The following is a 24,893-nucleotide window of genomic DNA, read 5'->3' on the forward strand; positions in this document are numbered from 1 at the left end:
GTCCCCATGGACGGCAATTTCAATGACAATGACCTGGAAAAGGTTGTTTCCGCTGATAAAGCGCACGTTTGGCATCATCTGACGCAACACAAACCCTTTGAGACCGGCGATCCACGGATCATCATCGAAGGTAAAGGCATGCGTGTCTGGGACCAGAACGGCAAGGAATACCTAGATGCTGTTTCGGGTGCCGTGTGGACCGTCAATGTCGGCTATGGCCGCAAAGCAATTGCAGACGCCGTGCACGAGCAAATGATGAAAATTTGCTATTTTGCTCAGACTGCGGGCTCAATTCCCGGCTCTTTGTTTGCGGAAAAGCTGATTGAAAAAATGCCTGGCATGAGCCGTGTGTACTACACCAACTCGGGCTCCGAAGCGAATGAGAAAGCCTTTAAACTGGTTCGCCAAATTGCCCACAAAAAGTATGGTGGCAAGAAAACCAAAATCCTGTACCGCGATCGCGATTACCACGGCTCCACTCTAGCAACGATGTCAGCAGGTGGTCAGGACGAGCGCACCGCGCAGTATGGCCCCTTTGCACCTGACTTCGTGCGCGTTCCGCACTGCATGGAATATCGCAAGCACGAGCTGGGCCTTGAGCACCTTTCCGGTGCCGAATTTGGACGCGCCGCCGCAGACGCCATCGAGGAGGTAATCCTGCGCGAAGGCCCTGAAACGGTTGGAGCCCTGTGCCTTGAGCCTGTCACTGCGGGCGGTGGCGTGATCGAAGCCCCCGAAGGTTATTGGGAGCGCGTTGAAGAAATCTGCAAAAAGTACGAAGTACTGCTGCACATCGACGAAGTTGTCTGTGGTGTTGGCCGAACCGGCACTTGGTTTGGCTACCAGCACTATGGCATCAAGCCTGATTTCGTAACCATGGCCAAAGGTGTGGCGTCTGGTTACGCAGCGATTGCCTGCATGGTCACCACCGAAGAAGTTTTTGACATGTTCAAAGACGATTCATCTGACCACCTGAATTACTTCCGCGATATCTCGACCTTTGGTGGCTGTACTGCAGGTCCGGCTGCTGCGCTGGAAAACATGCGCATCATCGAAGAAGAAGGTCTTCTTGAAAACTGTACCGCCATGGGGACCCGCATGATGGCCAACCTGGAGGTGCTGAAAGAGAAGCATTCTGTCATTGGCGATGTGCGCGGCAAGGGGTTGTTCATCGGGGCAGAACTGGTTGTCGATCGCGACACCAAAGAGCCCGTGGATGAGAAAATCTGTGCTCAAGTTGTTGCAGATTGTGGTGCGCAGGGTGTCATCATTGGCATGACCAACCGGTCCATTCCGGGGCGCAACAACACATTGTGTTTCTCGCCTGCTCTGATTGCAACAGCGGATGACATCGATGCGATTACAGATGCGGTGGACAACGCGCTGACCAAAGTGTTTGGCTAAGTCGACCAGCATACTAGCAATGAAAGGCCGGGGTATTGCTCCGGCCTTTTTTCTTGAAAGGACAACTCATGTGGCCAGCGCCCGTCACCCTAACCGGCACGCATGTGTCTGTTGTTCCGCTTAATCAAAGCCATGCCAGAGATCTGGCCGAAGCCACGGCCGATGGTGACCTGCACAAGCTTTGGTACACGATGGTGCCACCCCCAGAAGGAATTTCCGCCGAAATTGAACGGCGTCTCGCCCTGCAAGAGGCTGGCTCGATGCTGCCTTTTGCCATTCTGGACGCATCCGGCAAAGCGGTGGGCATGACCACCTACATGAACATTGATGCGCCCAATCGCCGGGTCGAGGTTGGCTCGACGTGGTATCGCGAATCTGTTCAGCGCGGGCCGATGAATACCGAATGCAAACTATTGCTGTTGCGCCATGCTTTCGAAGAGCTGGATTGCATTGTTGTTGAGTTTCGCACGCATTTTATGAATGTACCTTCCCGCCGTGCCATCGAACGGTTGGGGGCAAAACTGGATGGGGTTTTGCGGAGCAATATGATTATGGCAAACGGTTCTTTGCGAGATACGGCGGTGTATTCGATCCTGGCGCATGAATGGCCGGCGGTTCGAGCAAACCTTGAGCTGATGATCGAACGCCCTCGTTGAAATCAGGCGTACCAAATAGATAATACCAGATTGCACCACCTTTAAGTCCAGACTATGGTGCCGCCATGAGCATCTCCGTCGAAACCTTTTTCTTGAATCCGCAATTTCAGGGCACACTGCAATCGCAGATCCAGCAGATGATAGCCGAGGGAATATTGTCTGGGCGCTTTCGCAAAGCCGAACGTCTTCCCTCCACCCGTAAGTTGGCCTCGCATCTTGGGATCAGCAGGATCACGGTCACGCTCGCCTATACCGAGCTGTTGGCCAATGACTATCTCACGTCGCGGGGACGGTCTGGTTATTACGTATCCGAAAATGCCCCTGTTCCTCCGAACTACAAGCCGGTGCAACGTCAGGAAGACAAGGTTGATTGGTCACGTGTGATTGGTCGCCGATTTAGCGACGGCAACACGCCTGAAAAACCGCAGGATTGGGCCAGCTACCGTTTTCCGTTTGTTTACGGACAGGCGGATCCAAAACTGTTCGATCATGCCAATTGGCGCTTATGTGCGCTGCAGGCGCTGGGGCAAAAGGACTTTGCTTCGCTTGCAACGGATTATTACGATCAGGACGATCCTCGCTTGGTCGAGTTCATCGCCCGTAACACGCTTCCGCGACGAGGCATTGTTGCGCGACCCGAAGAAATCCTGATTACAATGGGCGCACAAAACGCCTTGTGGCTTTCAGCCCAAGTTCTGCTGACACAACGGCGCATGGCAGCTATTGAAGACCCTTGTTACCACGCGTTGTTTGACATCCTGAACCAATCACGATGCCATCTGGCCCCCATAACGGTTGATCGAGACGGTTTGCCACCCGACAGCATTCCACCGGAAACAGATGTCATTTTCACCACCCCCAGTCACCAGTGCCCGACCACAGCCACCATGCCGATGGCGCGCCGTCAGGCGCTGTTGGAGAGGGCCCGAGAGTTGGATGCGGTAATTGTGGAAGACGACTATGAATTTGAAATGTCGTTTCTGGATGCCCCGTCTCCTGCGCTCAAGTCATTGGATGCAGACGGGCGCGTTATTTACGTCGGCAGTTTCTCCAAATCAATCTTTCCCGGCTTGCGTCTTGGCTATCTTGTTGGTTCAGAAAGCTTCATCCGCGAAGCGCGTGCCCTGCGGGCATCGGTACTGCGACACCCGCCGGGACACATACAACGCACCGCCGCCTATTTTCTAAGCCTTGGCCACTATGACGCCCTGATCCGCCGCATTCGCGAAGCCTTTCGGGAGCGACGCGAAGTCATGCAGGAAGCGCTGGATAAGCACGGCCTGAAAATCGCCGGTCAGGGCATGCACGGAGGCTCATCGTTTTGGATGGAAGCGCCCGATCATATCGATACAGAAAAGCTGGCCGAAAAACTACGACCACAAGGTGTGTTGATTGAACCGGGTCATACTTTCTTCAATGGTTCTGGCCGCCCACGCAACTACTACCGTCTGGCCTATTCCTCAATTCCGGCAAACCGGATCACCGAGGGCGTGTCAAGAATTGCTCAGGCTATTCGGGACTGAGCATTCACACCACAATCTGGACCTACGCCAACGTCAATACTGGCCCTAACCCGGTTTGCCGCTGGTTCGTAAATTCTTAAAAGAAATGGCCTGCGCGCCCAAGGAGTGATTCACCAATGAAAATGACCACAGAAGAAGCCTTTGTCAAAACCCTGCAAATGCATGGGATAGAACATGCATTTGGGATTATTGGCTCGGCTATGATGCCCATTTCGGACATCTTTCCAAAGGCTGGAATTAGCTTCTGGGACTGCGCCCACGAAGGCTCCGGCGGCATGATGGCCGACGGATACACACGCGCCACTGGCAAGATGTCAATGATGATCGCGCAAAACGGTCCCGGCATCACAAACTTTGTGACCGCTGTGAAAACCGCTTACTGGAACCACACTCCGGTTCTACTGATCACGCCACAAGCTGCCAACAAGACCATTGGTCAGGGCGGGTTCCAGGAAATGGAACAGATGCGCATGTTCTCGGACTGTGTCGCTTATCAGGAAGAGCTGCGTGACCCATCTCGTGTCGCCGAAGTTCTGAACCGCGTGATCCTGCAGGCCAAGCGTGCCTCAGCCCCTGCTCAAATGAACATCCCGCGCGACATGTGGACTCAAGTGGTCGACATCGAACTACCGAAAATCGTTGAGTTCGCCCGAACTGCTGGCGGTGACGAAGCTCTGCAAGAAGCAGCTGACCTGTTGTCTGGTGCAGAATTCCCCGTGATCCTGAACGGCGCAGGCGTTGTTCTGGCTGGCGCCATCCCTGCGTCTGCTGATCTGGCTGAGCGTCTGTCGGCACCGGTTTGCGTTGGCTATCAGCACAACGATGCCTTCCCCGGTTCGCACCCACTGTTTGCTGGCCCTCTGGGCTACAACGGCTCAAAAGCTGGCATGGAACTGATCTCAAAGGCCGACGTTGTTCTGGCTTTGGGCACGCGTCTGAACCCATTCTCAACCTTGCCCGGCTATGGGATCGATTACTGGCCAACCGACGCCAAAATCATTCAGGTTGACCTGAACCCAGATCGCATCGGCCTGACCAAAGATGTCACTGTTGGTATCGTTGGTGACGCCAAGAAAGTCGCCGAAAGCCTGCTGGCCCGTTTGGGTGATACTGCTGGCGACGCTGGCCGTGATGATCGCAGAAATCTGATCTCGACAACCAAATCGGCATGGGCGCAAGAACTGAGCTCGATGACATCCGAGAACGACGATCCCGGCACCAACTGGAACGAACGCGCCCGCGCGGACAAACCAGAATGGATGAGCCCACGCATGGCATGGCGTGCCATTCAGGCCGCTCTGCCAACCGAGGCGATCATCTCGTCCGACATCGGTAACAACTGCGCCATCGGTAACGCCTACCCCGCCTTTGAAGAAGGTCGCAAATATCTGGCTCCGGGCCTATTTGGCCCCTGTGGCTATGGCCTGCCGGCTGTCGTTGGCGCCAAAATCGGCTGCCCGGACGTGCCGGTCGTTGGCTTCTCGGGCGATGGTGCCTTTGGGATCGCTGTGAACGAACTGACCGCGATTGGTCGCGAAGAATGGCCTGCCGTCACTCAGATCGTTTTCCGCAACTACCAGTGGGGCGCGGAAAAGCGTAACTCGACTCTGTGGTTTGACGACAACTTTGTTGGCACCGAACTGGACCAGCAAGTGTCCTATGCCGGCATCGCGAACGCCTGTGGTCTGAAAGGCGTTGTTGCCCGCACTCAGGACGAATTGACTGCCGCTTTGGATCAGGCTGTGAAAGATCAGAAGAACGGTATCACCACCCTGATCGAAGCCATGATCAACCAGGAACTGGGTGATCCGTTCCGTCGTGATGCGATGAAAAAGCCTGTTGAAGTTGCTGGCATCAGCGCCGACGACATGCGCCCGCAGATCGTCGACTAAGCGACACCTTCAAAACGAAAAGAAAAGGCGGGGTCAAAACCCCGCCTTTTTTCATTTCCTTGGTTTGGATTTCCAACTGTTCAACCATCGGCTGAACCGACCGCGTTTTTCTGCAATCCGATCTCCGGCAACATTAAAACTATCGCCCATATCCTCAAGTACGGGATCAATCCGCGCCTGACGGAATCTGCGCCAGCGCACATAGATGGCCCAGACAATGGCAAAGAACACGATCAGGATCGCGATATTGAGCCACGGAATGATCCGCACGTCCGGCCCTTCCACCGACTTTACCCCAACAGCATTGGGGTAGATCGACAAAAACTCATTGCGCCAGCCATAGTGTTTGACGGCCACCCAGTTCGGTGACTCTTTGACAGATTTCAGATCGGTTGCTTCAGCCTGCAAATTTGAGGTGTCGAATTTGAAATAAGGTGGCCAACCCCAGCTGGTGTCCTCATTGCGAAACACCATTGGGCGGTCATTTTCATAAAACGTCTGTATGAAAAAGACGTCGCGGTTGGCACCGCCAACGGCACTACCTGCATCTTCTTTCGCCCAAAAGATTGAGTTCTCGCCGAAATCAATCCGCTTTTCATAGGTATCGGCAACCCGCACGATATCGTTCTGTGGCAGCGTATAATGAAAGAACGCCGCCACAAGCACCCAGAACGTGCCCCAGAATACCCATTTTACATAGACCATTTCGGCCCCCTTAACTGAAGTTCGTCAGATAAATGATGGTGATCATCAGGATCACCGGAATGATATAGACACCCAGGATCAGTTTGCGACGCAACGAGCCGTCGTAATCCTTAAGCCCCTCTTGCACCCACGCATCCTTGTCGCCGGTCATGCCCTCTTCGTCCCACTTCGCGTTGAGTTTTCCTCGCCGAACCGCGCGCGAATAGAACGACAGGCAAACATAGACGATGGTCAGCACCACAAAGCCAATCACCATCAAACGTGCCATTGCAAACATATCTCTACCTCCTCAACGCGCCCCAGGGACCAACCCGGGCAATCAGATCGTCCTGCCGGGCGGGTTCTGGTTCTTCCATGGGGGCATCATGCCCGAAAAGCGCGGCCCGTGCACCGGTCTTGTCGGCCTGATACTCACGGTCCAGAAAATCCGCCACATAAGACTTCTTTGTCTCAGTCCAGCCTGCATAGGCGCGATAGAACGCTTCCTTGTGACAGATGAACAATTGCCGCACATCCTTTGGGGCCAGTTCCGCGAGCAGCATATTGACCAAATCCTTGTCCGGCGTATCTGCCGCGCGCAGCGTATAGAAATAGGCTGGATGATCGCTGGTGATACGCGGCCAGCGGCCTTCGCTTTCGGCCCAGCTCACCAGTTTTTGCAATGCATGGTATTCTTCGGGCAAATGATCCGCATTGTTACGGGCCAGAGCGCGGATATCGCGCCTGGTCGCCCCGGTCAGATCCAAGCCCGCATCCTGCGCCGCATCCACGACAATGAAATCCATCTTCTGGCGCAGAATGGCGCTGGCATCGATGCCGCGCGCTTTGACAATGGGTTCAACCAGATCATTGTATTCAAAGAACTTTGCGATCTGGTTTTTGTCTCGGAAGTCGAAGGTGTACTTGATCGGTAGTTTGCCCAGATCTGCCTTGTTTTCCTTTGAAATTACCGCCGGGTGATCGGCCCCGCGAAACACATACATGCCACCAAAATGTGCCGTCCAAAAATTATCTTGCTGGAAAGACATATGTTTGAGCCGCACCGGATTACGCGTCACATCACCGGTGCGTTTGGCCAACGTGATCATGTCGGCGATCAACACGTCGTCAAACCACGCGTCCTCTTCACCTTTGAAGGTGTCGACCATGCCCCCAAGCTTGTCCGCATCGCGCAGGGTGCCTTCTGTGGTGTCGGCCTCGACCTCGACTTTTCGAATGTCGAACAGGCGGGTGGGATCCGAGACGCTGAACACGGAATTTACCAACTCACCCGCCACGCAATCGCGGGCGGTCAGGGCAAAAAGCTGCGGTTCATTTTCGATGATGAATTGTTTCAGAATGCCCCGGCTGGTTGAGAACTGCGCATTCAAGAGCGGCGCGGTCTTTTGCTCGGTCGTGAGCAGGATGAACTGCCGGTTACAGCCACCTTGGTTAAGGTACAGATCATCCCCCAACTCATCACCGATCTCAGGGGAATAGCCCGAGATATCGATATGAAAATCAGATAGTTGCGTGGTCTTGCCTGTCAGATGCCTGAGCGCGCGGTTATAGCGCTCGACCAATACCGGCGAGGCCACCTCAATCAGATTGCCAAACATCAGGCCGCGTTCGATGAGGCGTTTCAATTTGCGTCCTCCTCCAAGAGAAGTGCTTCACGGATATCCGTTTTTAGGCGGCGCCATTCATTTCGAAGAAACTTGTTTCCCGCCTCTGTCGCATCAACAATTGCTTGTGAATGCTCATCTTCGGTTTGCTCTTCATCTGGAGTGAGATCGCCGAGAGCGTCAACAAGTTCCGAAGCCAATTCCTCTTGTTCATTAAGGCGCAGCTTAATCTTTCGATCTAAATAAAACATTCGGGCAATTTGTTCTGTAGTTTCGCGATGAAAAGCCAACTGCAAGAACTCAGCAACTTCGTTTCTAGTCTCATCTATCCAAGCTTGGCGAAACCGGGAAATCTGCAGTTCCGCTTGAACCCTTTGGTTCAGCGCCTCTCTTCGATCAGTTGCCTCCGCAACTAACTCTTCTCTCCTTTCGGCAGCTTGCTCAGCAAGACGGTTCCGGCTATCCGCAGATTGATCTGCCATGCGAGACGTGAGTAGAGCGAGAAATGAAATTAGGGCTAGAGTTCCTAACGATATTATCGTTCCGCTGTACTTTCGAACAAATCTTTCGAACTCCTCAAGGGGAAGCCCTCCGAAGTAGATTACCAATACCAATAGAAAAACGGGCAAACCGACTATTGCCGCAAAGTCTTTGTATAATTTAAGAATCACCCCTTCCCCTCCAAATACCGCCGCTTGGCCTCTTCCTGACGGCCATAATCCCGCACCATGTTTTCAATCGCCACCTCGTCGGATTTGTCGGCATAGCGGAACTCGGAATCGGCGTAGCGGTTGATTTCCTGCACCACCATCTCGACCGTGATCGGCACGCGCAGGGCGCTGATCATATCCTTTTTCCGTTCATAGGTTTGGAACAGGAACAGCTCGGGGTTTTCCATCCATTCGTCGGGCAGTTCAAAGTCCATCGCGCGGACCTTGACCGCGTCAGTGATGTTCTTGATCGCACGGCCGGTAAAGCGCGGGTCGGCCTCTTGGATGGCTTTGAGGTAGGTGCCGAGTTTGGCAATCGTGTCGAGCCCGCCGATCTGATCGTGGACCTTGTCGAACACGTTCATCAACCCGGCCTCATGTGGGCGGGAGTGGGATTCGAACGATGCGGCCACGGCCTTCTGAATGGCTTGTGCCTCAAATAAATCGTGATTTCCCAAAGGGATATCGTGGTTCTTGCCCATCAACAGCGCGAGGATGTCGATATAGTCGTCGCGGGTCTTGGGGCCATCGACAAGGAACCGTGCCCCGGCGCGTTGGCGCAGGGCATCGTCCACGTTCTCAGGGTAGTTTGAGAACATGCCAAAGGTACAGTTACCGCGCACCACGGTGTTGGCGCCGGCAAAGCTCTCCATCAGGACGGCGGTGATCTCTAACTGCCCTGCCGAGGACTGCCGGTCGCCGCGTTTGCCTGCCAATTGGTCGATGTCGTCGATGGTGCCAAAGCCAATCGCCATCGGGTCTAAGATATTGTCGATAAACGCTTTTGCGTTTTGGCCGGACTTGCCCTGATAGCTGTCTATGTTGTCGGTCGACAGGTTTTGATAGCGAAACGGATAGCCCGCAACCTGACAGTAATCGTTGATCAAACCGGCCATCATCTGGATCAAAGTGGTCTTGCCAGTGCCCGGCATACCATCGCCCATGAAAGTGAAAATGAACCCGCCCAAATCGGCGAAGGGGTTGAGTTTCCTATCAAAATCATAGGCCATCAGCATTTTGGCCAGCTTCATCGCCTGATACTTGGCGATGTGGTTGCCGACGACCTCGTTCGGTTTCTTAAAGGTCATCGTCAACGTCGTGCCTTTGGCGGCGCGAGCGGGTGTAAACCCTTGAATTGTAAGGTCATCTGCCTCGACCTTCCAACTGGCACCGGTAAAGGCGCCGAGCCGCGCGGCGGACTGTGCACGCAAGGCGACCTTTTCCATCACCTGCTCGGCAAAGGCGAGGATGCAAGGGATCAGCCGGTCTTCGCCTGAGACCAAGGCGGCGATGTCCTGATCCAATTCCCATAAGGCGCCGTGCAGGGCCAGGGGGGCATTGTCAGTGAGGATTTCTTCGACTTGCCCGACCTCGACCTGAACCTCACCGGAAAATGACGAAAGCAGGAAAGATGTTGTATTTGCAAAGACATAGAGAACAGACAGCGCCTCGGCCGCCAAGAGTTCTGAGAACTCAGACTTGCGATCTGCCCCCAAAGACCCGGCCAGATTGTCCCGCTTGAGATCGGCCAGACCCGAGGCTTCAGCAAAGTTTTCACCTACTGCAAGCGCGATGGCTATCGCCCGGCGCAAGCTGTTCAGGACATTGGCCTGCGCAGGGCTAATCAGAGGATCATCACCATCCGCACCTTCGATCCGTTCCACCAGATGCACACCTTCGGGACGGGCTGTGGAGCGGGTGACAAGCCCCGGTGTGGTTGATCGAAACCGACGGCGTGTTCCGATGCCCGAAGACCGTTCAGGAACCGCCGCAGCCTCGCGTCCTTTGGCGATCCGGGGGGTGTGATCAAAGCCATCCAGAAACCCATAAGCCGCATCATAGTGCTTTTGGATATCTTCTTCGCGCAGTTCCATCTGATCAGCTGTCAAACTCATGTTTCAGCATCCATTTTGCCGCCATTCAATTCGAATTCTTCGCGTGTTACCCAGCCCTTCGTTCGCTTCAACCAGGCCCGATTGGCCAATCCCAATCCAATCAACGTGCCGGATGTGAAGATAGTGCCACCAAATGGAGCAGAAAAAGGAAAAATATCCGGCAGGCTTTCGATCACGCCACTTGGAAGAAAGGGAATCAGATAAAGAACTACGCCCAAAGAAATGGGGTGCCAGGGTGACTCGAGAACCGATTTCAGTTTTTTCACACCAATTTCCTTTTCTTCTTAACACTCTTCAAAACCGCGACGTCCGTGGGGCTCTCTCCCACTTACTTTTCAATCAATAGCTCAGCACTCGCCCCTGTGGACTAACCACATACTTCCGCACCGCAGCGAACCCCGGCGGGTTCAGCTCTTCGAGCACCTGATATGGGCGCTGCGGCAAGATAATGGCGCGTTCGGTCGTTGTGGCGCCGGTGTCGACGCCGCGCCCCGAAAATGGATCGAGCGCAAAAACCTCGCGTTCAACAGTCGAAAACCAGCCGGATTTTTCCTCTGTGACGCGTTCGCTTTCCAGCGTCTCGACAGTCCACGCCAATGCCCAGTCTTCACCCTCGGGTGAGCGGGCGTTTTCCAGAACTTGACGGATCGGCCCGGCCTGTTGCGTAAAGGCCGAGGAATACATCGGGCCCACATGATAACGCCGCAGACGCTTGGGGTGCAGATCATCAAAGCTTTCGTCAAAGCCGCGGGCAATCGTCACCAGTTTCAATCCACCCAGCGCCTGACCCATCAGATGCATCTGCACCTCAGGCCAGCGGCGTTCATCCTTGGGCAGGGCGGTGCGCCCGGAATCCTCGACCTCCATCATATAGATCGTCGGCAGGTTCACCTGACTGTCATAGACCGCCCAATGGATCATAAATCCGCGACGGTCGTCTTCCAGATTTCTGACCCATTGGATTTCCGGGTGGTTCTGCGCCCAGAACATTTCGCCTTTCAGAAGTTCTTCGTAATACAGCCGTTGTGACAGGGCGAATTGCAGTTTGGTCGGCACATCGCGATCACCAATAATGACGCGCAGCATCTGGTCCTTGAGGTCTTCGACCGGGGGCATGTTGCGCAGATGGCTTTGCGCCTGTTGTGCATCATTGGCCATGACCAACAATTCGTTGAATACCGGAAAGCCGCTTTCGACCGCATCCATTGACAGAGAGCCAAAGAACTGGCCCGTCTCGCGCCCCACCAGAAGGTACTTCATGGATAGAGCGCGAAATGTGTAGGAAATCCTGGCCAAATAGCGGGTCAGGATACGCACGTCTTCATTGCTGAGCGCGCCATCTGCGGCCCGCGCGCCCGCCACCCGCGTCAGATGGTCGGTGATCGCCTCGAATTTTTTGAAGTAGCGGCGTGAGGCATAGGTGTCGCGCAGCGCTTTGTGGTCGGCGGTGGTGTCAGTCATTTGGCAGCTAACTTTTGCTCAACGCGGAACTCTGCAACGAAGAAACCGGTGATTGCCAAGGCCAAGAAGCATCCGGACACAAGCACCCAGAACTGAGGAAGGAACCAAAGCAAGATGGGCCAAGTCCATATTGTTGGAAGAATCTCCTTAGCCCAAGCGGCCCAAACAGAACTAGAGCGAATTGCGGTCCGGATTCGCAAATCAGCCACCATACAGGTTCTTATCGTGCTTCTCGACGATCTTCTCGAACCGGCGGGCAAAGCGTTCATCCGCTTTGGCCTTGGCCTCGAGCACGTCGCGGGCAAACACCATGTGGTCTTCGTGGGCTTCCAGCATGTCGGCCATACGTTGGTTGGTGGCGGTGCCGATCGCGGCCATAGAAGCTTGTGCCTCTTTGTCGGTCTCAACACCAATTTCGTTGATCCGGTGGGCGACGTCCTGTTGCTGTGCGGTTTTCAGCGATTTTGACAGGGCATCATACAGCACAACCCGTTGTTTGGTGTCGGTCTGTAACTTGTTGATCAGCACCATCTGGGTCGCGGCCTGATTTTGCAGGGAATCGATCCAGGTTTTGCCCTTTTCAATATACCGCTCCAGCGTCTGGGATTTGGCCACTTTGACCTGCTCGTCCTGCACCAGAGCGTTGTATTGATTGTTGAGCGCGGCCAGTTCGGTCTCCAGCTGTGTGCGGGCGGCGGCATCCTGTTCGACGGAAATCTTGTTTTCCAATTCGATGATCCTGGGATCCATGCCCTTGATCTCGGTCTTAACGGCCTCCAGCGCGCCAACCGTCGCTTCGCGTTCATCCAGCGTTTCAGAAAGGTTGCTCTCAACCTTGTCCTTTTGCTCGTTCAGCACGGTCAACTGACCTTCAAGCAACTGGGTGATCACATCAGATTTGGCGATCAGGTCCTGCAGTTTGTCATCAATGTTGGCGGTTTTAATGCGTTCCTGACGCATGGTCTCGGCCTTGCCACGGCTGAACACGCCAACAAAGCTTTCCCAGCCGGTTTTATCGCGCATCTCATCAAAGTCTTTTGAGAAGGCAGCCGTCACATCGTCCAGCCCCATAATCAGTTCGGCGATATTGGCGTTCATCACGTCCGTATGGGCATGAACATCATCAAGCGTCGCGTTTTCGATATCGATGGAAATATCATCGCCAGTCTTCATTTTGGCGCGCGCAGCATCTATCCGTCCGGTCAATTCGGCAATTTTGGATTGCGCTTGTTCGACCTGCGCCTGGGATTCGCGCACCTGCGCATCAAAATTGGACATAAACTCTCCCCTTACTTTCAATACCTTGGCCCTGATATGGGTAATGTAAATTTAGTTTACATCAGGGCGTCTTTCATTGTTGTCCCAAGTGTTGCAAATGAGCACGCACAAAAAAAGACCCAAGCGCGTCAGTTGTTTGGCAAATCGTCTCAGGTGCTTGCGCTGCTGACCCGAACTCTGTCAAAGGAACGCCAACAGAAACTGACAATTCCAGAGGCTATCATGTCTGACTTGCTGCAATCCGTTTCACCAAATGTCGAACCCGAGTACGACACCCCTGCTGCGGATCGCCTGATTGAGGGTGATCCAAAGTTCACAACCTGGAACCTCGAAGAAACCGATGGTCTTTATGCCGGCATCTGGCAATCCACGCCGGGCAAATGGCGGGTCGTCTATGATGAGTGGGAATACTTTCGCATCCTCAGCGGCGTGTCGATCCTCACCGACGCTGACGGCAATGCCACAACCCTCAATGCCGGCGATGCCTTTATCCTGCGCCCCGGTTTCAAAGGCACATGGGAAGTGATCGAGACCACACGCAAAGACTATGTCATTCGTCTTTGATCTTCACCTTGTCAAAAATACTCTCGCCGAAGGCAAACGACCTCCCCAATTCGGGGAGGCCGTAAAAAACTGCCGCGCCGCAAGGCGCGACAATGAGATACCGGGCTACCCGACAATGTTGAATTCGGGGCCATAAGGATAGCCCGTGATGTTTTTGTTGCCGTCTTCGCCAATCACCAGAATATCATGCTCTCGGTAGCCACCAGCGCCGGGTTGGCCGTCCGCCACCGTCAACATCGGTTCCATTGAGATCACCATGCCGGGTTCTAACACCGTATCGATGTCTTCGCGCAATTCCAGACCAGCCTCACGACCGTAATAATGCGACAAAACCCCGAACGAGTGCCCATAGCCAAAGGTTCGGTATTGCAAGAGATCACGCTCGGCAAAGAAATCGTTGATCTGATGGGTAACCTCGGCGCAGGACGCGCCGGGTTGCAACAATGAAATCCCCAGTTCATGCGCACCGACGTTGGCCTCCCACAGCTTCAGGCTGGCCTCATCGACTTCACCCACAAACAGCGTGCGCTCAAGCGCGGTGTAATAGCCCGAGATCATCGGAAAGGTATTCAGCGACAGAATATCGCCGCGCTCAAGCCGCCGTCCGGTGACGGGGTTATGCGCGCCATCAGTGTTGATCCCGGACTGGAACCACACCCACGTGTCGCGGTACTCGGCATCCGGGAACCGTTTGGCAATTTCCGCCTCCATCGCGTCGCGACCCGCCATGGCCACATCAATCTCGCGCACGCCCTCTTTGATGGCATCGCGAATGGCATAGCCACCCACATCAGCCACCGCCGCTCCGGCGCGGATCATTTCGATCTCAGCGGCACTTTTGTGCATGCGCTGGTGCATCGTCGCATCATAAAGGTCGATCATCTGGCTTGGTTTCAGAAAGGCTTCGAGCTTGCCCATCTGCAACAACGACAGGTGATCACTTTCAAAGCCAATGATTTTGCCCGGTCCTGCCACTGACAGGATCGCCCGCCAATAGTTGTCACGCTGCCAGTCGGTGTAGGTGATGTTATCACCATAACAGCGCCGCCATGGCTGGCCCGCGTCAATGCCTGCCGAAATGGTCACGCATTCGGTCGCTGTGACCACCAGCCCGTAGGGCCGGCCAAACGAACAATAGGTAAACCCCGAGTAGTAAGAGATGTTGTGCATCGACGTGAACACAGCGGCATCCACGCCTTTGTCAGCAAGGATCTTGCGCAGGCCTTCGACACGCGATGCGTATTCGTCATCTGCAAATTGCAAACCGGCCTTTTGGCCATTGTGGAAACGATAAAATTCTGGACGTGCAGTCATTTTTGACCTCCCGTAAAAGAGGTCCCGGCGTTCAGGACTGTTGAAAAAGCGCATCCCTTTGGGGATGTGGCGACGCCATCGCCATTTGCCTGAACCCGATCTTGGCGGGTTTTAATGCCGGCTTCAAGCCTGTTCCCGGCGTGAAACACGTCGGATTTAGACTTTTACTCAGGCCCGAGCTCTTGCACCGCCCGGACAAGCCGCTAGGCTCATGGCAAAACAACAGGAGCAGACATGCAGGCTGGCAAACGGAACCTGATAACCGACGTTGAGGGGCTTGTCGTTGGTAATGCAAGCGACGCCACGATCAAGACCGGTGTAACGGTGCTTACTTCTAACATGGCCTTTACCGCAGGCCTGCAGGTGATGGGTGGCGCACCGGGCACGCGAGAAAGCGATTTGCTGGCGCCGGACAAAACAGTGCAACAAGTTGATGCTTTGGTCTTGTCGGGTGGCTCGGCCTTTGGCCTGGATGCGCCATCCGGGGTGGCGGATGCCATGCGATTACAGGGGCGCGGGTTTCCGGTTGGCGATCAGATTGTGCCGATTGTACCCGGAGCGATCCTGTTTGATTTGTTGAATGGTGGCGACAAAAGCTGGTCTGAGAACCCTTATAAACAACTGGGTGCCGAAGCTTTGGCTGACGCGTCAGACTTGTTTGACCTTGGGACTGTTGGGGCCGGAACCGGCGCAACGCTGGCGTCTTTGAAAGGTGGGTTGGGTTCGGCAAGTGTGGTTTTGCCTTCGGGACACACGGTTGGGGCTTTGGTGGCGGTGAACGCCTTGGGGGACGCAACCGTAGACGATAGCCATTTTTGGGCGGCCCCGTTTGAAACGGACAATGAATTTGGTGGACTGGGTGTCGCACAGAGCTATCCCAGGGGCTTGCCGCGAACCAAAATGGCCAGTCACGCTGCCAACACCACGATCGCGATAGTGGCCACCGATGCGGCGCTGGACCAAAGCCAGTGTACGCGGCTGGCCACTGCCGCTCATGACGGCATGGCGCGTGCGCTGGTGCCATCGCACACGCCAATGGACGGGGATCTGATCTATGGTGTGTCAACCGGTGCCAAGCCGCTGGACAATCCGGCGTTGGATACATTGTGGCTGGGTCATGCGGCGGCAACGTGTTTGGCGCGGGCGATTGCGCGCGGCGTGTTCCACGCCACCCCTGCGGACAAGGACACAGTGCCAAGCTATGCCTATCGGTAGAGGCTAAACCGGCAGCGCAGTGGTTTTGAACACAGTACGCAGCGCAAAGGACGACTGCATTTGGGCGACACCGGGCAGGCGCGCCAGATATTGCCGGTGAATACGGGCAAAGTCGTCGGTGTTTTCAGCCACCACTTTGAGAAGGTAATCCGCCGATCCCGCCATAAGGTGACATTCCAACACGTCGGGAATACGCGACACGGCCTTTTCAAACGCCTCAAGCACTTCATCCGCCTGCGCGGACAAAGTAATCTCGACGAACACCGTTGTCGGAACGCTCATTTTGCGCGCGTCCAACAGGGCAACATAGTCGCGAATGTACCCGTCTGCCTCGAGCCGCTGAACCCGTCGATGACAGGCGGATTGGGACAGGTTCACCTGATCCGAGAGGTCCGAGTTCGAGATTCGGCCTTTCTTCTGCAATACCTTCAAAATCCGACGATCCGTTTGGTCCAAACTCATCTGACAGCATCCTCTTGCGTATTTTGCCAGAATAATCGAAGATTCTTCGAATTGCATGTTTTTATTTCGCGTAAAAATGCAGCACTTTCACAACAACCTCCCTCAGTTTGTGCGCAGACAAATTCAGGGAAGGAAACCTAACATGAAAATCGGATGCCCCACCGAAATCAAACCACAAGAGTTCCGCGTAGGTGTCACACCAAACGCAGCTTATGAAGCCATCGTAAACGGCCATGACGTTGTTATTCAGGCCGGCGCTGGTATCGGATCTGGTTTTACGGACGAAGATTACTCTGCCGTTGGTGCCGTGATCATCGACACCGCAGAAGAAATTTTTGCCACTGCCGACATGATCGTCAAAGTGAAAGAGCCTCAGCCCGGCGAGCGTAAAATGCTGCGCGAAGGTCAGCTGTTGTTCACCTACCTGCACCTGGCACCCGATCCCGCTCAGACCAAAGACCTGCTGGACTCGGGCTGTACTGCGATTGCTTATGAAACCGTGACAGACCGTTCTGGCGGCCTGCCCTTGCTGGCACCGATGTCGGAAGTTGCCGGTCGTCTGGCTCCACAGGTTGGCGCATGGACCCTGCAAAAGGCCAACGGTGGCCGCGGCGTTCTGATGGGCGGCGTTCCCGGTGTTGGCCCGGCCAAAGTTGTCGTCATCGGCGGCGGTGTTGTTGGTACTCATGCGGCGCGCATCGCCGCTGGCATGGGCGCAGACGTCACCGTACTGGACCGTTCGCTGCCACGTATGCGTTACCTTGACGACGTCTACGGCGGCGTATTCAAAACCGGTTTCTCGTCAGCAGGCCACACAGCCGAGTTGCTGACCACGGCTGACATGGTCATTGGCGCGGTTCTGATCCCCGGTGCCGCAGCCCCGAAACTGGTGCGTCGCGAGCAGTTCGCCACAATGAAGCCCGGTGCTGCATTGGTAGACGTTGCTATCGACCAAGGCGGTTGCTTTGAAACGTCCAAAGCCACCACACACGCTGATCCGATCTACGACGTAGACGGCATCATGCACTATTGTGTGGCCAACATGCCGGGTGCGGTTGCACGTACCTCGACCATCGCGCTTGGCAACGCCACTCTGCCGTTCATGCTGGCCCTGGCCAACAAAGGCTGGCGCAAAGCCTGTGCCGACGACGTTCACCTGCTGAACGGTCTGAACGTTCATGCCGGTCAGCTGACTTACGAAGCCGTTGGAACGGCTTTGGGTCTGGACTCGGTTGCACCAGAGTCGGTTCTCTAAGGCATCTCGACTCTCGCTGTTTTAGCGATGACAGAAACACCCCCGGCGGCCCTTGGTCGCCGGGTTTTTTTGTTCTGTCGCCAGAGGGAACTTGGCCCTATCTTGGGCCTCAAATCCATGGGATGGCAAATGCATATAGGTGAAAGAGTTGTATAGTTTTCTAAGATTTCTGGTTCTCGGACTGATCTCAATTGTCATTCTGCTGGGGTACGGGCTTGCCGGCGGGGCACTGTGGTTTCACTTACCCCAAGGTCTCAATCGTTTTGCCGCGCTCGCCTTAGGAGCGGTTGGCGTTGGGCTGGTTATAAGCGCGCTGGTGTCCCGGTCGCAGTGCATCCGAATGCTGGGGCTGGCTTTGATGCCTCTGGTGGCCGTTTTTGCCTGGTGGGTTCAGATTTCCCCGCGCAATGATCGCGTCTGGGCGCCGGAACTGGCGCAAAGTGTGACGGCCGAGATCGACGGGTCAGACGTCACATTGCGTAATATCCGCAATTTCAACTGGCGCAGTGCCACAGATTTTGACGCCAATTGGGACACTCAGACCTATGACCTCAACAAACTGGATAGTGTTGAGGCGGCGTTGTCTTACTGGGGGCTCGAAAAAATCGCTCATGTCCTTATCAGTTTTGGCTTTGATGACGGCGAGCAAATCGTCTTTTCCGTCGAAATTCGCAAAGAACTGGGCGAGGAGTTTTCCGAACTGGGCGGGTTGTTCAAGCAATTTGAGTTGTCGCTGATCGCCGCAAAAGAACAAGACATTCTGTACTTGCGAACCAATGCGCGGGACCCTCTGGAGGACGTCTATCTTTATCCACTAAAAGTGGACGCCGAGGCGCGGCACGCGCTGTTCCTGTCTTATGCGCAACTGGGAAATCGGCTCGCTGAAAAGCCGCTTTGGTACAACACCATTACCGCCAACTGCACGACTGTGATCTACCGGCTGGTGCGCAGTTTTGCGCCTGATCGCGGGTTTGACCTTCGGTTTGTGCTGTCGGGAGGGTTGCCAGAGTACTTTGCAGAAACCGGCATGCTCGACTGGCCAGAACCGTTTGGGGATATTCGGACGCGTGCGGCAGTCTCGGCCCTAGCACAGGCCATGGAGCCCGGACAAAACTATTCCCGCGTGATCCGGGGCGAATAAGGAAAGGCCCGAACCGCTCATGGGTTCGGGCCCTGGGCGTTCTTACGGCTTCACCATGACGGTGTGCGGGTACGGAATAGAAATGCCGTCACGATCAAAGGCTTCTTTGACGTCTTTGGTCAGGGTGAATTTCAGATCCCAGTAATCGTCAGCTTTGCACCAAAGGCGGGCAGTGATATCGACCGAGCTGTCGCCGAGATTGGTCACCCGAGTCCAAGGCTCAGGGTCGCTCAGAATGCGCCCGTCTGCAGCGGCTGCGGCCAAAATGATCTCCATCGCCTTGTTGGCGTCGTCGCCATAATCAATCCCAAATGTCAGATCGACGCGACGTGTATCATGTGCTGAATAGTTGGTGATCACAGCGCCCCAGGCCTGACCATTGGGCACGATGATTTGCACGTTGTCCGGTGTCACCAATTCCGTGATGAACAGATTCAGATCCTTAACCGTCCCGGCAGTGCCGCCAATATCTACATATTGGCCGAGCTTGTAGGGGCGAAACAGGATCAGCATGAAACCGGCGGCCAGATCGCTGAGCGTGCCCTGAAGTGCCAGACCAATGGCCAGCGTCGCGGCCCCCATCATCGCCACGAGCGATGTCGCTTCGATGCCAAAAATCGACAGAACCGCAATCAGCACCATCAGCAGAATCACCCAGCGAACGATCGAGGCCGCAAAATTACCCAACGTATTATCGATCTCTTCGCTGGCGTTGACCTTGCGGCGCACGGTACGGGCGACCACACCGGCCACTGTCCAACCGACAATCAGGACGATAAACGCCTTAATCGTTGCTATTATGAGCGGGCCCAACGTACCCGCGTATTCAAGTATTTGATCCATCGTTCTGCTCCAAGAATCTTTGTACTGTTCTCATAGAAACAGCCCTCGTGTTTCCACAAGAGCTGTTCTAGCGCCAATTGGCGAAATTGCTATTTTTTAAGCGAGTCGCGGATTTCCAGAAGCACATCCAGCTCGCTTGGACCGGCCGGTTCTTCTTCGACCGGTGCGGCCTCTTCTTCTGCGGCGGCAGCTTCTTTCACTTTGTTCACATAGCGCACCAGCATGAACACCACGAAGGCGATGATCAGGAAGTTGATGATCGCCATAATGAAGGCACCATAAGCAAACACAGCGGCGCCTGCTTCGCGGGCAGCTTCCAAGCTTGTACCATCTGCCACTTCGCCGGAAATGACAAAATAGAGGTTGTTGAAATCAACACCGCCCATAAACAATCCAACAATGGGGTTGATCAGATCACCCACCATGGATTTGACAATGGCGGTAAAGGCAGCACCGATAATAATACCGACGGCCATGTCCATCACATTGCCCTTGGCAATAAAGTCTTTGAACTCTTTAAGCATAATGTCCCTCTCTATCCTGTTCGCGCGGTTGATTGTTCTCTCTGCGTATTTGCAGAGTACCATGTTGTCCTTCGCACGGAAACGGCTCTGGTTTGATGGGAAAAACTGCATATCTTCCCCGTAACGCACAACAGGAGAACGCAGATGCCTTTCATTATCGACCACCCGATCAATGCCAAATGGCCCGCAGAAACCCCAGACGTTCTGCAATTGTATTCGTTTCCGACACCCAATGGTGTGAAGGTGTCGATCATGTTGGAAGAAATTGGCCTGCCTTATGAGGCGCATCTGGTGACGCTTGCGGATGCGGATGTGAAAAGCCCGGAATTTCTGAGCCTGAACCCGAACAACAAAATCCCGGCAATCATTGATCCGAACGGGCCGGATGGCGAACCTGTGACAGTGTTTGAAAGCGGTGCGATCCTGATCTATCTGGCCGAGAAAACCGGCAAGCTGATCGGTAAGACAGCTGCCGAAAAGGCGACCATAATCCAGTGGCTGATGTTCCAGATGGGTGGCCTCGGACCAATGTTGGGCCAGCTTGGGTATTTCTACAAATTCGCCGGATCCGAGATCGAAGACCCGCGTCCACGTGAACGCTATATCAACGAAGCCAAACGGTTGCTGGCGGTTGTCGACAAACAGTTGGAAGGCCAGGAGTGGATTGCCGGTGATTATTCCATCGCTGATATCGCCATTGCCCCATGGCTGAGCGCCTTGGCGTTTTATGAGGCGGAAGAGATCGTTGGCCTGAACGACCTGGCCAATGTTGTGGCCTATATTGAACGGTTCCACGCACGGCCTGCGGTTCAAAAAGGGATCAACATCCCACCCCGCCCGTAAACCAAAAGGGGGCCGCAATGGCCCCCGATTTCCTCGAACTCGTCACGATCAGCCGGGCAATGCGCCAGTGAGAACATAGCGCAGGATTTCGACAACCTGGCGGGGTTCTTCGGCCACGGCGAGGGCGGCGGCGTCGACCTCTTTCAGTGCATGCTGATGATCTGCGCCGTGCAGAACGATGACAGATTTGCCAAGGGCGGCGGCGTAGCCTGCATCAAAGGCCGCGTTCCACTGTTTGTATTTATCGCCAAAGCGCACGACGACCACGTCCGCATCTGCAATGCCTTTGCGGGTGCGGATCGCGTTTACTTTGGCACCTTTGTTGTCATGCCAGAACTTGTTTGGCTCGGCCCCAAGGATCGCAACGCCGCAATCATCGCTGGCGTCATGGTCGGTGACAGCGCTGTTGAAAGAGATATCCAGCCCCTTGGAGCCATCGATAATCTGTTCGCGCCAATCGGTGTGAATTTCGCCTGACAGGTAAACATTGAGGCTCATGGGTGGGCTCCTTTAAATCTGTTTGGCCTTGGGTAGCGCGTGGGCGCTGAAAATTGAACCCCGCAGGGACCGAAAGCGTTTCAGGGAAATGTTGAAGACCGTTCAGAGGGTGGTCAGGCGTTTGGTCATTCGCACGCGTGATACGCCCGTGTCGGTGGTCTCCCAACCAAGATGCGTATAGAGCGCGATGTTCTCACAGAGGTCTGCATGCGTGGCCAGATCGAGGGTTTCACAGCCCGCATCTGTGGCCAGCCGCACGGCAAACCGGATCAAAGCTCCGCCGACACCCTGCCCTTTGGCCACAGGTGACACGGCGACATTGATGAGATGGGCTGCGGGAAGGGACAAGCTGAGGTTCAAAAGACCGAAAAGGCCTGTGGGGGCCATTGCGACCCAGACACGGCCTGCGGCAATCTCGTCCGCCAGCCCGTTGGTCACATCCGGCAGGGCAACGCCGCGATCGCGATACGGTTGATAGGCGGCTTCCAGCAAACCGCAAAGAGCCGCGCCCTGTTCGGGAACGGCTCTTTGGATTTCAAAACCGGGCATCGACGTTATCCGCGCAGGGTGCCGCCAGTGGCCTTGGTTACCTTTTCGACGATCTTGGCAGAAACTGCTTCTATATCAGCTTCTTTCAACGTCTTTTCGGTCGGCTGCAAACGCACCGTGACCGCAATGGATTTCTTGTCATCGCCAAGGCTGCCGCCGATGAATTCATCAAACACGCGCACGCTCTCGATCAGCACCTTGTCGGCACCGCCAGCGGCATTCACGAGGTTCAGCGCTTCGACCTCTTTGTCGACAACAAAGGCAAAGTCACGCTCAACCGCTTGCAGATCGTTCATGGTGACAGCGCCCCGGCTGGCCGACTTTTTGCGCGGCAGGGGGATGTCCTCGGGATAAAGCGTAAAGGCCACGGCTGGACCTTTGACGTCCATCTCAGCAAGCACTTTTGGGTGCAGTTCACCGAAAATACCCAGAACCTTTTTCGGGCCAAGGCAGATTTTGCCGTGGCGACCGGGATGCCACCATGCGTCCGCACCGCGCAGGATTTGCACTTTGGCAGGGGCGCCGATGGCAGACAGGATCGCTTCGGCGTCGGCTTTGGCGTCATAGAGGTCAACGCCGCGGCTTTCGCCATGCACGTCTTTGGCCACTGTTTTGCCCACCAACAGACCGGTCACCTGCAAGCTCTGCTCGCCGGGTTCGCCACCCTGAAAGGCTGAGCCACATTCAAACAAAGCCATATCCGCAAAGCCACGCGCCTGATTGCGGGCTGCGGCCTGCAACAGACCCGGCAAAAGGTCGGGACGCATGTGGGACATTTCCGAAGAAATCGGGTTTTCCAGCATGGTCGCATCCGACCCGCCGCCAAACAGGTCAGCAGATTTGCGGTCGATAAAGCTGTAGGTGACGCATTCATTATAGCCCAGCGCCGCCGTGGTGCGCCGCGCGATCTGCTCGCGTTTTTGCATTGGCGACAGGATCATTTCCGGCAGACCAGCCTGTACGCGGGCCATTGGTTTGCCGATTAGCTTGGTCAGAGAGGCCACACGGGCGACCTCTTCGACCAGATCAGCCTCGCCTTTGACGTCGGGGCGCCAGCTGGGCACATGGGCCATGTCGCCTTTGATGACAAACCCCAAATCGGTCAGCGTTTTTACCTGTTGTTCGGCTGGAATTTCCATGCCGACCAGAGATTGCACACGATCTGTATCCAGCTTGTAGGCGCGGCTCACGTCGGGCACTTCGCCTGCGACAACCACATCGGACGGCTCACCACCGCACATGTCGATAATCATCTGCGTGGCCAGATCAACGGCTTCCATGTTGAAGGCCGGGTCGATGCCGCGTTCGTTGCGGTAACGCGCGTCTGAATTGATCTTAAGCGCGCGGCCAGTATAGGCGATCTGGATGGTGTCCCAGACAGCGGCTTCGACAAATACGTTGGTCGTGGTTTCGGTGCAGCCTGTGGCCAGCCCCCCCATGATGCCCGCGATGGATTCGATGTTCTTGTCGTCCGAAATCACCACCTGACCTTCGGAGAAGGTGTATTCCTTCTCGTCCAGACCCACGAGAGTTTCACCACCCTTGGCGCGGTGTACGCGCAGATTGCCGTTGACCTTGTCAGCGTCAAACACGTGCAGCGGGCGATTGCGATCATAGGTGAAAAAGTTGGTCACATCGACAAGCGCAGAAATCGGACGCAGACCGATGGCGCGCAGGCGGTCCTGCAACCATTCGGGGCTGGGGCCGTTTTTCACATTCTTAATCAAACGACCCGCAAAGACTTCACAGCCTTTTTCGCGAGTGTCGTCGTCAATGCTGATGCCAATCGGGCTTGGGTAGCCCCCTTTGATATCGGCGGTTTTGGCAGGTTTCATGGTGCCAAGGCCCCGCGCGGCGAGGTCCAATGCGATGCCACGCACGCCCAGCGCATCGGGGCGGTTGGGTGTGATGGCGATATCGATCACCGCGTCGACTTTGGCAGGGTCATTTTCGGCCAGCCAATCAACAAAACGGTCGCCGACTTCGCCTGAGGGCAGTTCAATAATGCCATCGTGCTCGTCTGACAGCTCCATCTCGCGTTCAGAGGCCATCATACCATAGCTTTCGATGCCACGGATTTTGCCAACACCAATGGTGGTGTCGATGCCCGGCACATAAACGCCCGGTTTGGCCACAACCACGGTGATCCCGGTGCGCGCATTCGGAGCGCCACAGATGATCTGCAATTCGCCTTCGTCGGTGGCGACCTTACATACCCGAAGCTTGTCCGCATCGGGGTGCTTTTCGGCATGCAGCACCTTGCCGATGGTAAAGTCCTTGAGCCGCTCGGCGGGATTGATGACCTCTTCGACCTCGAGACCCAGATCGGTCAGGGCATAAAGGATTTCATCAATGCTTGCCTCGGTGTCGAGGTGATCTTTCAGCCAGGAAAGTGTGAATTTCATCGGTCGGTTCCGCCAGTAAATCTTGGGTCAGAAGGGCTTTAGCGGATATGGCGCACAGGGGAAAGGGTGCAATAGAGTTTGAACATGCGTTTGGTGATTGTGGGACGCTGACCTGTGGTCTAGCGTCAGGCAAACCAAACCCGAGGCACGCC

At 55.2% G+C, this 24,893-nt stretch carries 24 protein-coding genes; 9 read left to right on the forward strand and 15 right to left on the reverse strand.

The features are described from left to right. The first annotated feature begins 6 nt into the window (after positions 1 to 6). The 4 genes from BUC32_RS09345 to xsc all read left to right on the forward strand — a co-directional run bounded on the left by BUC32_RS09345 (position 7) and on the right by xsc (position 5,475). Positions 7 to 1,404: an aminotransferase family protein gene (locus tag BUC32_RS09345; RefSeq protein ID WP_073251918.1), complete on the forward strand. Its 1,398-nt coding sequence runs from the start codon at positions 7 to 9 to the stop codon at positions 1,402 to 1,404. A 68-nt stretch (positions 1,405 to 1,472) separates the two neighbouring features. Further along, the gene (locus tag BUC32_RS09350) at positions 1,473 to 2,060 is read left to right on the forward strand and encodes a GNAT family N-acetyltransferase (protein ID WP_073251920.1); all 588 of its coding nucleotides are present in this window, start codon (positions 1,473 to 1,475) and stop codon (positions 2,058 to 2,060) included. Between the two features lie 65 nt (positions 2,061 to 2,125). Continuing rightward, complete coding sequence (pdxR, locus tag BUC32_RS09355; RefSeq protein WP_073251922.1) at positions 2,126 to 3,583, forward strand: MocR-like pyridoxine biosynthesis transcription factor PdxR; 1,458 nt, start codon at positions 2,126 to 2,128, stop codon at positions 3,581 to 3,583. 116 nt (positions 3,584 to 3,699) lie between these two features. Next, positions 3,700 to 5,475 carry a sulfoacetaldehyde acetyltransferase gene (xsc, locus tag BUC32_RS09360; protein ID WP_073251924.1) on the forward strand — a complete coding sequence of 592 codons (1,776 nt, stop codon included), beginning with the start codon at positions 3,700 to 3,702 and terminating at the stop codon, positions 5,473 to 5,475. A gap of 51 nt (positions 5,476 to 5,526) precedes the next feature. Here the strand turns inward: xsc and BUC32_RS09365 are convergent, their stop codons facing one another. The 8 genes from BUC32_RS09365 to BUC32_RS09405 all read right to left on the reverse strand — a co-directional run bounded on the left by BUC32_RS09365 (position 5,527) and on the right by BUC32_RS09405 (position 13,128). Further along, positions 5,527 to 6,180, reverse strand: a complete 654-nt coding sequence (locus BUC32_RS09365; protein WP_073251926.1) for a DUF1523 family protein — start codon at positions 6,178 to 6,180, stop codon at positions 5,527 to 5,529. Between the two features lie 10 nt (positions 6,181 to 6,190). Continuing rightward, positions 6,191 to 6,457, reverse strand: a complete 267-nt coding sequence (locus tag BUC32_RS09370) for a hypothetical protein (protein ID WP_073251928.1) — start codon at positions 6,455 to 6,457, stop codon at positions 6,191 to 6,193. 4 nt (positions 6,458 to 6,461) lie between these two features. Next, positions 6,462 to 7,805 (reverse strand): DUF6638 family protein, encoded by a 1,344-nt coding sequence (locus BUC32_RS09375; protein WP_073251929.1) that lies wholly within the window; start codon positions 7,803 to 7,805, stop codon positions 6,462 to 6,464. Further along, on the reverse strand, positions 7,802 to 8,455 hold the full coding sequence (locus BUC32_RS09380; RefSeq protein WP_073251931.1) for a hypothetical protein: 654 nt from the start codon (positions 8,453 to 8,455) through the stop codon (positions 7,802 to 7,804). Before BUC32_RS09380 ends, BUC32_RS09375 begins: the two co-directional genes overlap by 4 nt. Then, a complete protein-coding gene (locus BUC32_RS09385; protein WP_073251933.1) occupies positions 8,452 to 10,389 on the reverse strand; it encodes an AAA family ATPase in 1,938 nt (645 codons plus the stop codon). Before BUC32_RS09385 ends, BUC32_RS09380 begins: the two co-directional genes overlap by 4 nt. After that, positions 10,386 to 10,655 (reverse strand): hypothetical protein, encoded by a 270-nt coding sequence (locus tag BUC32_RS09390; RefSeq protein WP_073251935.1) that lies wholly within the window; start codon positions 10,653 to 10,655, stop codon positions 10,386 to 10,388. The genes BUC32_RS09385 and BUC32_RS09390 overlap by 4 nt, the downstream gene beginning before the upstream one ends. 73 nt (positions 10,656 to 10,728) lie before the next feature. Next, positions 10,729 to 11,850 (reverse strand): hypothetical protein, encoded by a 1,122-nt coding sequence (locus BUC32_RS09395; RefSeq protein ID WP_073251937.1) that lies wholly within the window; start codon positions 11,848 to 11,850, stop codon positions 10,729 to 10,731. 201 nt (positions 11,851 to 12,051) lie between these two features. Continuing rightward, on the reverse strand, positions 12,052 to 13,128 hold the full coding sequence (locus BUC32_RS09405; protein WP_073251941.1) for a coiled-coil domain-containing protein: 1,077 nt from the start codon (positions 13,126 to 13,128) through the stop codon (positions 12,052 to 12,054). Positions 13,129 to 13,350: 222 nt separating this feature from the next. Between BUC32_RS09405 and BUC32_RS09410 the strand changes: the two genes are divergently transcribed. After that, the gene (locus BUC32_RS09410) at positions 13,351 to 13,692 is read left to right on the forward strand and encodes a cupin domain-containing protein (RefSeq protein WP_073252119.1); all 342 of its coding nucleotides are present in this window, start codon (positions 13,351 to 13,353) and stop codon (positions 13,690 to 13,692) included. Positions 13,693 to 13,797: 105 nt separating this feature from the next. Here BUC32_RS09410 and BUC32_RS09415 read toward each other — a convergent pair whose 3' ends face one another. Next, positions 13,798 to 15,006 carry an aminopeptidase P family protein gene (locus BUC32_RS09415; RefSeq protein ID WP_073251943.1) on the reverse strand — a complete coding sequence of 403 codons (1,209 nt, stop codon included), beginning with the start codon at positions 15,004 to 15,006 and terminating at the stop codon, positions 13,798 to 13,800. A gap of 234 nt (positions 15,007 to 15,240) precedes the next feature. Between BUC32_RS09415 and BUC32_RS09420 the strand changes: the two genes are divergently transcribed. After that, positions 15,241 to 16,221: a P1 family peptidase gene (locus BUC32_RS09420; RefSeq protein ID WP_073251945.1), complete on the forward strand. Its 981-nt coding sequence runs from the start codon at positions 15,241 to 15,243 to the stop codon at positions 16,219 to 16,221. A 3-nt stretch (positions 16,222 to 16,224) separates the two neighbouring features. Here BUC32_RS09420 and BUC32_RS09425 read toward each other — a convergent pair whose 3' ends face one another. Beyond that, the gene (locus BUC32_RS09425; RefSeq protein WP_073252121.1) at positions 16,225 to 16,683 is read right to left on the reverse strand and encodes an Lrp/AsnC family transcriptional regulator; all 459 of its coding nucleotides are present in this window, start codon (positions 16,681 to 16,683) and stop codon (positions 16,225 to 16,227) included. A gap of 142 nt (positions 16,684 to 16,825) precedes the next feature. Between BUC32_RS09425 and ald the strand changes: the two genes are divergently transcribed. Continuing rightward, a complete protein-coding gene (gene ald, locus BUC32_RS09430) occupies positions 16,826 to 17,938 on the forward strand; it encodes an alanine dehydrogenase (protein WP_073251947.1) in 1,113 nt (370 codons plus the stop codon). 148 nt (positions 17,939 to 18,086) lie between these two features. Then, positions 18,087 to 19,079 (forward strand): Lnb N-terminal periplasmic domain-containing protein, encoded by a 993-nt coding sequence (locus BUC32_RS09435; protein WP_073252123.1) that lies wholly within the window; start codon positions 18,087 to 18,089, stop codon positions 19,077 to 19,079. A 42-nt stretch (positions 19,080 to 19,121) separates the two neighbouring features. Here the strand turns inward: BUC32_RS09435 and BUC32_RS09440 are convergent, their stop codons facing one another. Together BUC32_RS09440 and mscL are read right to left on the reverse strand one after the other, a co-directional pair. Beyond that, positions 19,122 to 19,922 carry a mechanosensitive ion channel family protein gene (locus BUC32_RS09440; protein WP_073251949.1) on the reverse strand — a complete coding sequence of 267 codons (801 nt, stop codon included), beginning with the start codon at positions 19,920 to 19,922 and terminating at the stop codon, positions 19,122 to 19,124. Positions 19,923 to 20,011: 89 nt separating this feature from the next. Then, positions 20,012 to 20,446 (reverse strand): large conductance mechanosensitive channel protein MscL, encoded by a 435-nt coding sequence (gene mscL, locus BUC32_RS09445; RefSeq protein ID WP_073251951.1) that lies wholly within the window; start codon positions 20,444 to 20,446, stop codon positions 20,012 to 20,014. A gap of 144 nt (positions 20,447 to 20,590) precedes the next feature. Here mscL and BUC32_RS09450 point away from each other — a divergent pair, with 144 nt between their 5' ends. After that, a complete protein-coding gene (locus BUC32_RS09450) occupies positions 20,591 to 21,289 on the forward strand; it encodes a glutathione S-transferase N-terminal domain-containing protein (RefSeq protein ID WP_073251953.1) in 699 nt (232 codons plus the stop codon). Positions 21,290 to 21,337: 48 nt separating this feature from the next. Here BUC32_RS09450 and BUC32_RS09455 read toward each other — a convergent pair whose 3' ends face one another. From BUC32_RS09455 to pheT, 3 genes are all read right to left on the reverse strand, one after another. Further along, on the reverse strand, positions 21,338 to 21,787 hold the full coding sequence (locus BUC32_RS09455; protein WP_073251955.1) for a YtoQ family protein: 450 nt from the start codon (positions 21,785 to 21,787) through the stop codon (positions 21,338 to 21,340). A 102-nt stretch (positions 21,788 to 21,889) separates the two neighbouring features. Further along, entirely contained in the window at positions 21,890 to 22,336 is a 447-nt protein-coding gene (locus tag BUC32_RS09460) for a GNAT family N-acetyltransferase (protein WP_073251957.1), read from the reverse strand. 5 nt (positions 22,337 to 22,341) lie between these two features. Continuing rightward, a complete protein-coding gene (gene pheT, locus BUC32_RS09465) occupies positions 22,342 to 24,741 on the reverse strand; it encodes a phenylalanine--tRNA ligase subunit beta (RefSeq protein ID WP_073251959.1) in 2,400 nt (799 codons plus the stop codon). Between the last annotated feature and the right edge of the window lie 152 nt (positions 24,742 to 24,893).

The organism is Shimia gijangensis (assembly GCF_900142085.1).
GTDB lineage: Bacteria > Pseudomonadota > Alphaproteobacteria > Rhodobacterales > Rhodobacteraceae > Shimia > Shimia gijangensis.

Excerpts from the sequence above, each read along its gene's own strand:
- BUC32_RS09345 (WP_073251918.1), top strand. The coding sequence starts at position 7 with ATGGACGGCAATTTCAATGACAATGACCTGGAAAAGGTTGTTTCCGCT.
- BUC32_RS09350 (WP_073251920.1), top strand. The coding sequence starts at position 1,473 with ATGTGGCCAGCGCCCGTCACCCTAACCGGCACGCATGTGTCTGTTGTT.
- pdxR (WP_073251922.1), top strand. The coding sequence starts at position 2,126 with ATGAGCATCTCCGTCGAAACCTTTTTCTTGAATCCGCAATTTCAGGGC.
- xsc (WP_073251924.1), top strand. The coding sequence starts at position 3,700 with ATGAAAATGACCACAGAAGAAGCCTTTGTCAAAACCCTGCAAATGCAT.
- BUC32_RS09365 (WP_073251926.1), bottom strand. The coding sequence starts at position 6,180 with ATGGTCTATGTAAAATGGGTATTCTGGGGCACGTTCTGGGTGCTTGTG.
- BUC32_RS09370 (WP_073251928.1), bottom strand. The coding sequence starts at position 6,457 with ATGTTTGCAATGGCACGTTTGATGGTGATTGGCTTTGTGGTGCTGACC.
- BUC32_RS09385 (WP_073251933.1), bottom strand. The coding sequence starts at position 10,389 with ATGAGTTTGACAGCTGATCAGATGGAACTGCGCGAAGAAGATATCCAA.
- BUC32_RS09395 (WP_073251937.1), bottom strand. The coding sequence starts at position 11,850 with ATGACTGACACCACCGCCGACCACAAAGCGCTGCGCGACACCTATGCC.
- BUC32_RS09405 (WP_073251941.1), bottom strand. The coding sequence starts at position 13,128 with ATGTCCAATTTTGATGCGCAGGTGCGCGAATCCCAGGCGCAGGTCGAA.
- BUC32_RS09410 (WP_073252119.1), top strand. The coding sequence starts at position 13,351 with ATGTCTGACTTGCTGCAATCCGTTTCACCAAATGTCGAACCCGAGTAC.
- BUC32_RS09415 (WP_073251943.1), bottom strand. The coding sequence starts at position 15,006 with ATGACTGCACGTCCAGAATTTTATCGTTTCCACAATGGCCAAAAGGCC.
- BUC32_RS09420 (WP_073251945.1), top strand. The coding sequence starts at position 15,241 with ATGCAGGCTGGCAAACGGAACCTGATAACCGACGTTGAGGGGCTTGTC.
- BUC32_RS09425 (WP_073252121.1), bottom strand. The coding sequence starts at position 16,683 with ATGAGTTTGGACCAAACGGATCGTCGGATTTTGAAGGTATTGCAGAAG.
- ald (WP_073251947.1), top strand. The coding sequence starts at position 16,826 with ATGAAAATCGGATGCCCCACCGAAATCAAACCACAAGAGTTCCGCGTA.
- BUC32_RS09440 (WP_073251949.1), bottom strand. The coding sequence starts at position 19,922 with ATGGATCAAATACTTGAATACGCGGGTACGTTGGGCCCGCTCATAATA.
- mscL (WP_073251951.1), bottom strand. The coding sequence starts at position 20,446 with ATGCTTAAAGAGTTCAAAGACTTTATTGCCAAGGGCAATGTGATGGAC.
- BUC32_RS09450 (WP_073251953.1), top strand. The coding sequence starts at position 20,591 with ATGCCTTTCATTATCGACCACCCGATCAATGCCAAATGGCCCGCAGAA.
- BUC32_RS09455 (WP_073251955.1), bottom strand. The coding sequence starts at position 21,787 with ATGAGCCTCAATGTTTACCTGTCAGGCGAAATTCACACCGATTGGCGC.
- BUC32_RS09460 (WP_073251957.1), bottom strand. The coding sequence starts at position 22,336 with ATGCCCGGTTTTGAAATCCAAAGAGCCGTTCCCGAACAGGGCGCGGCT.
- pheT (WP_073251959.1), bottom strand. The coding sequence starts at position 24,741 with ATGAAATTCACACTTTCCTGGCTGAAAGATCACCTCGACACCGAGGCA.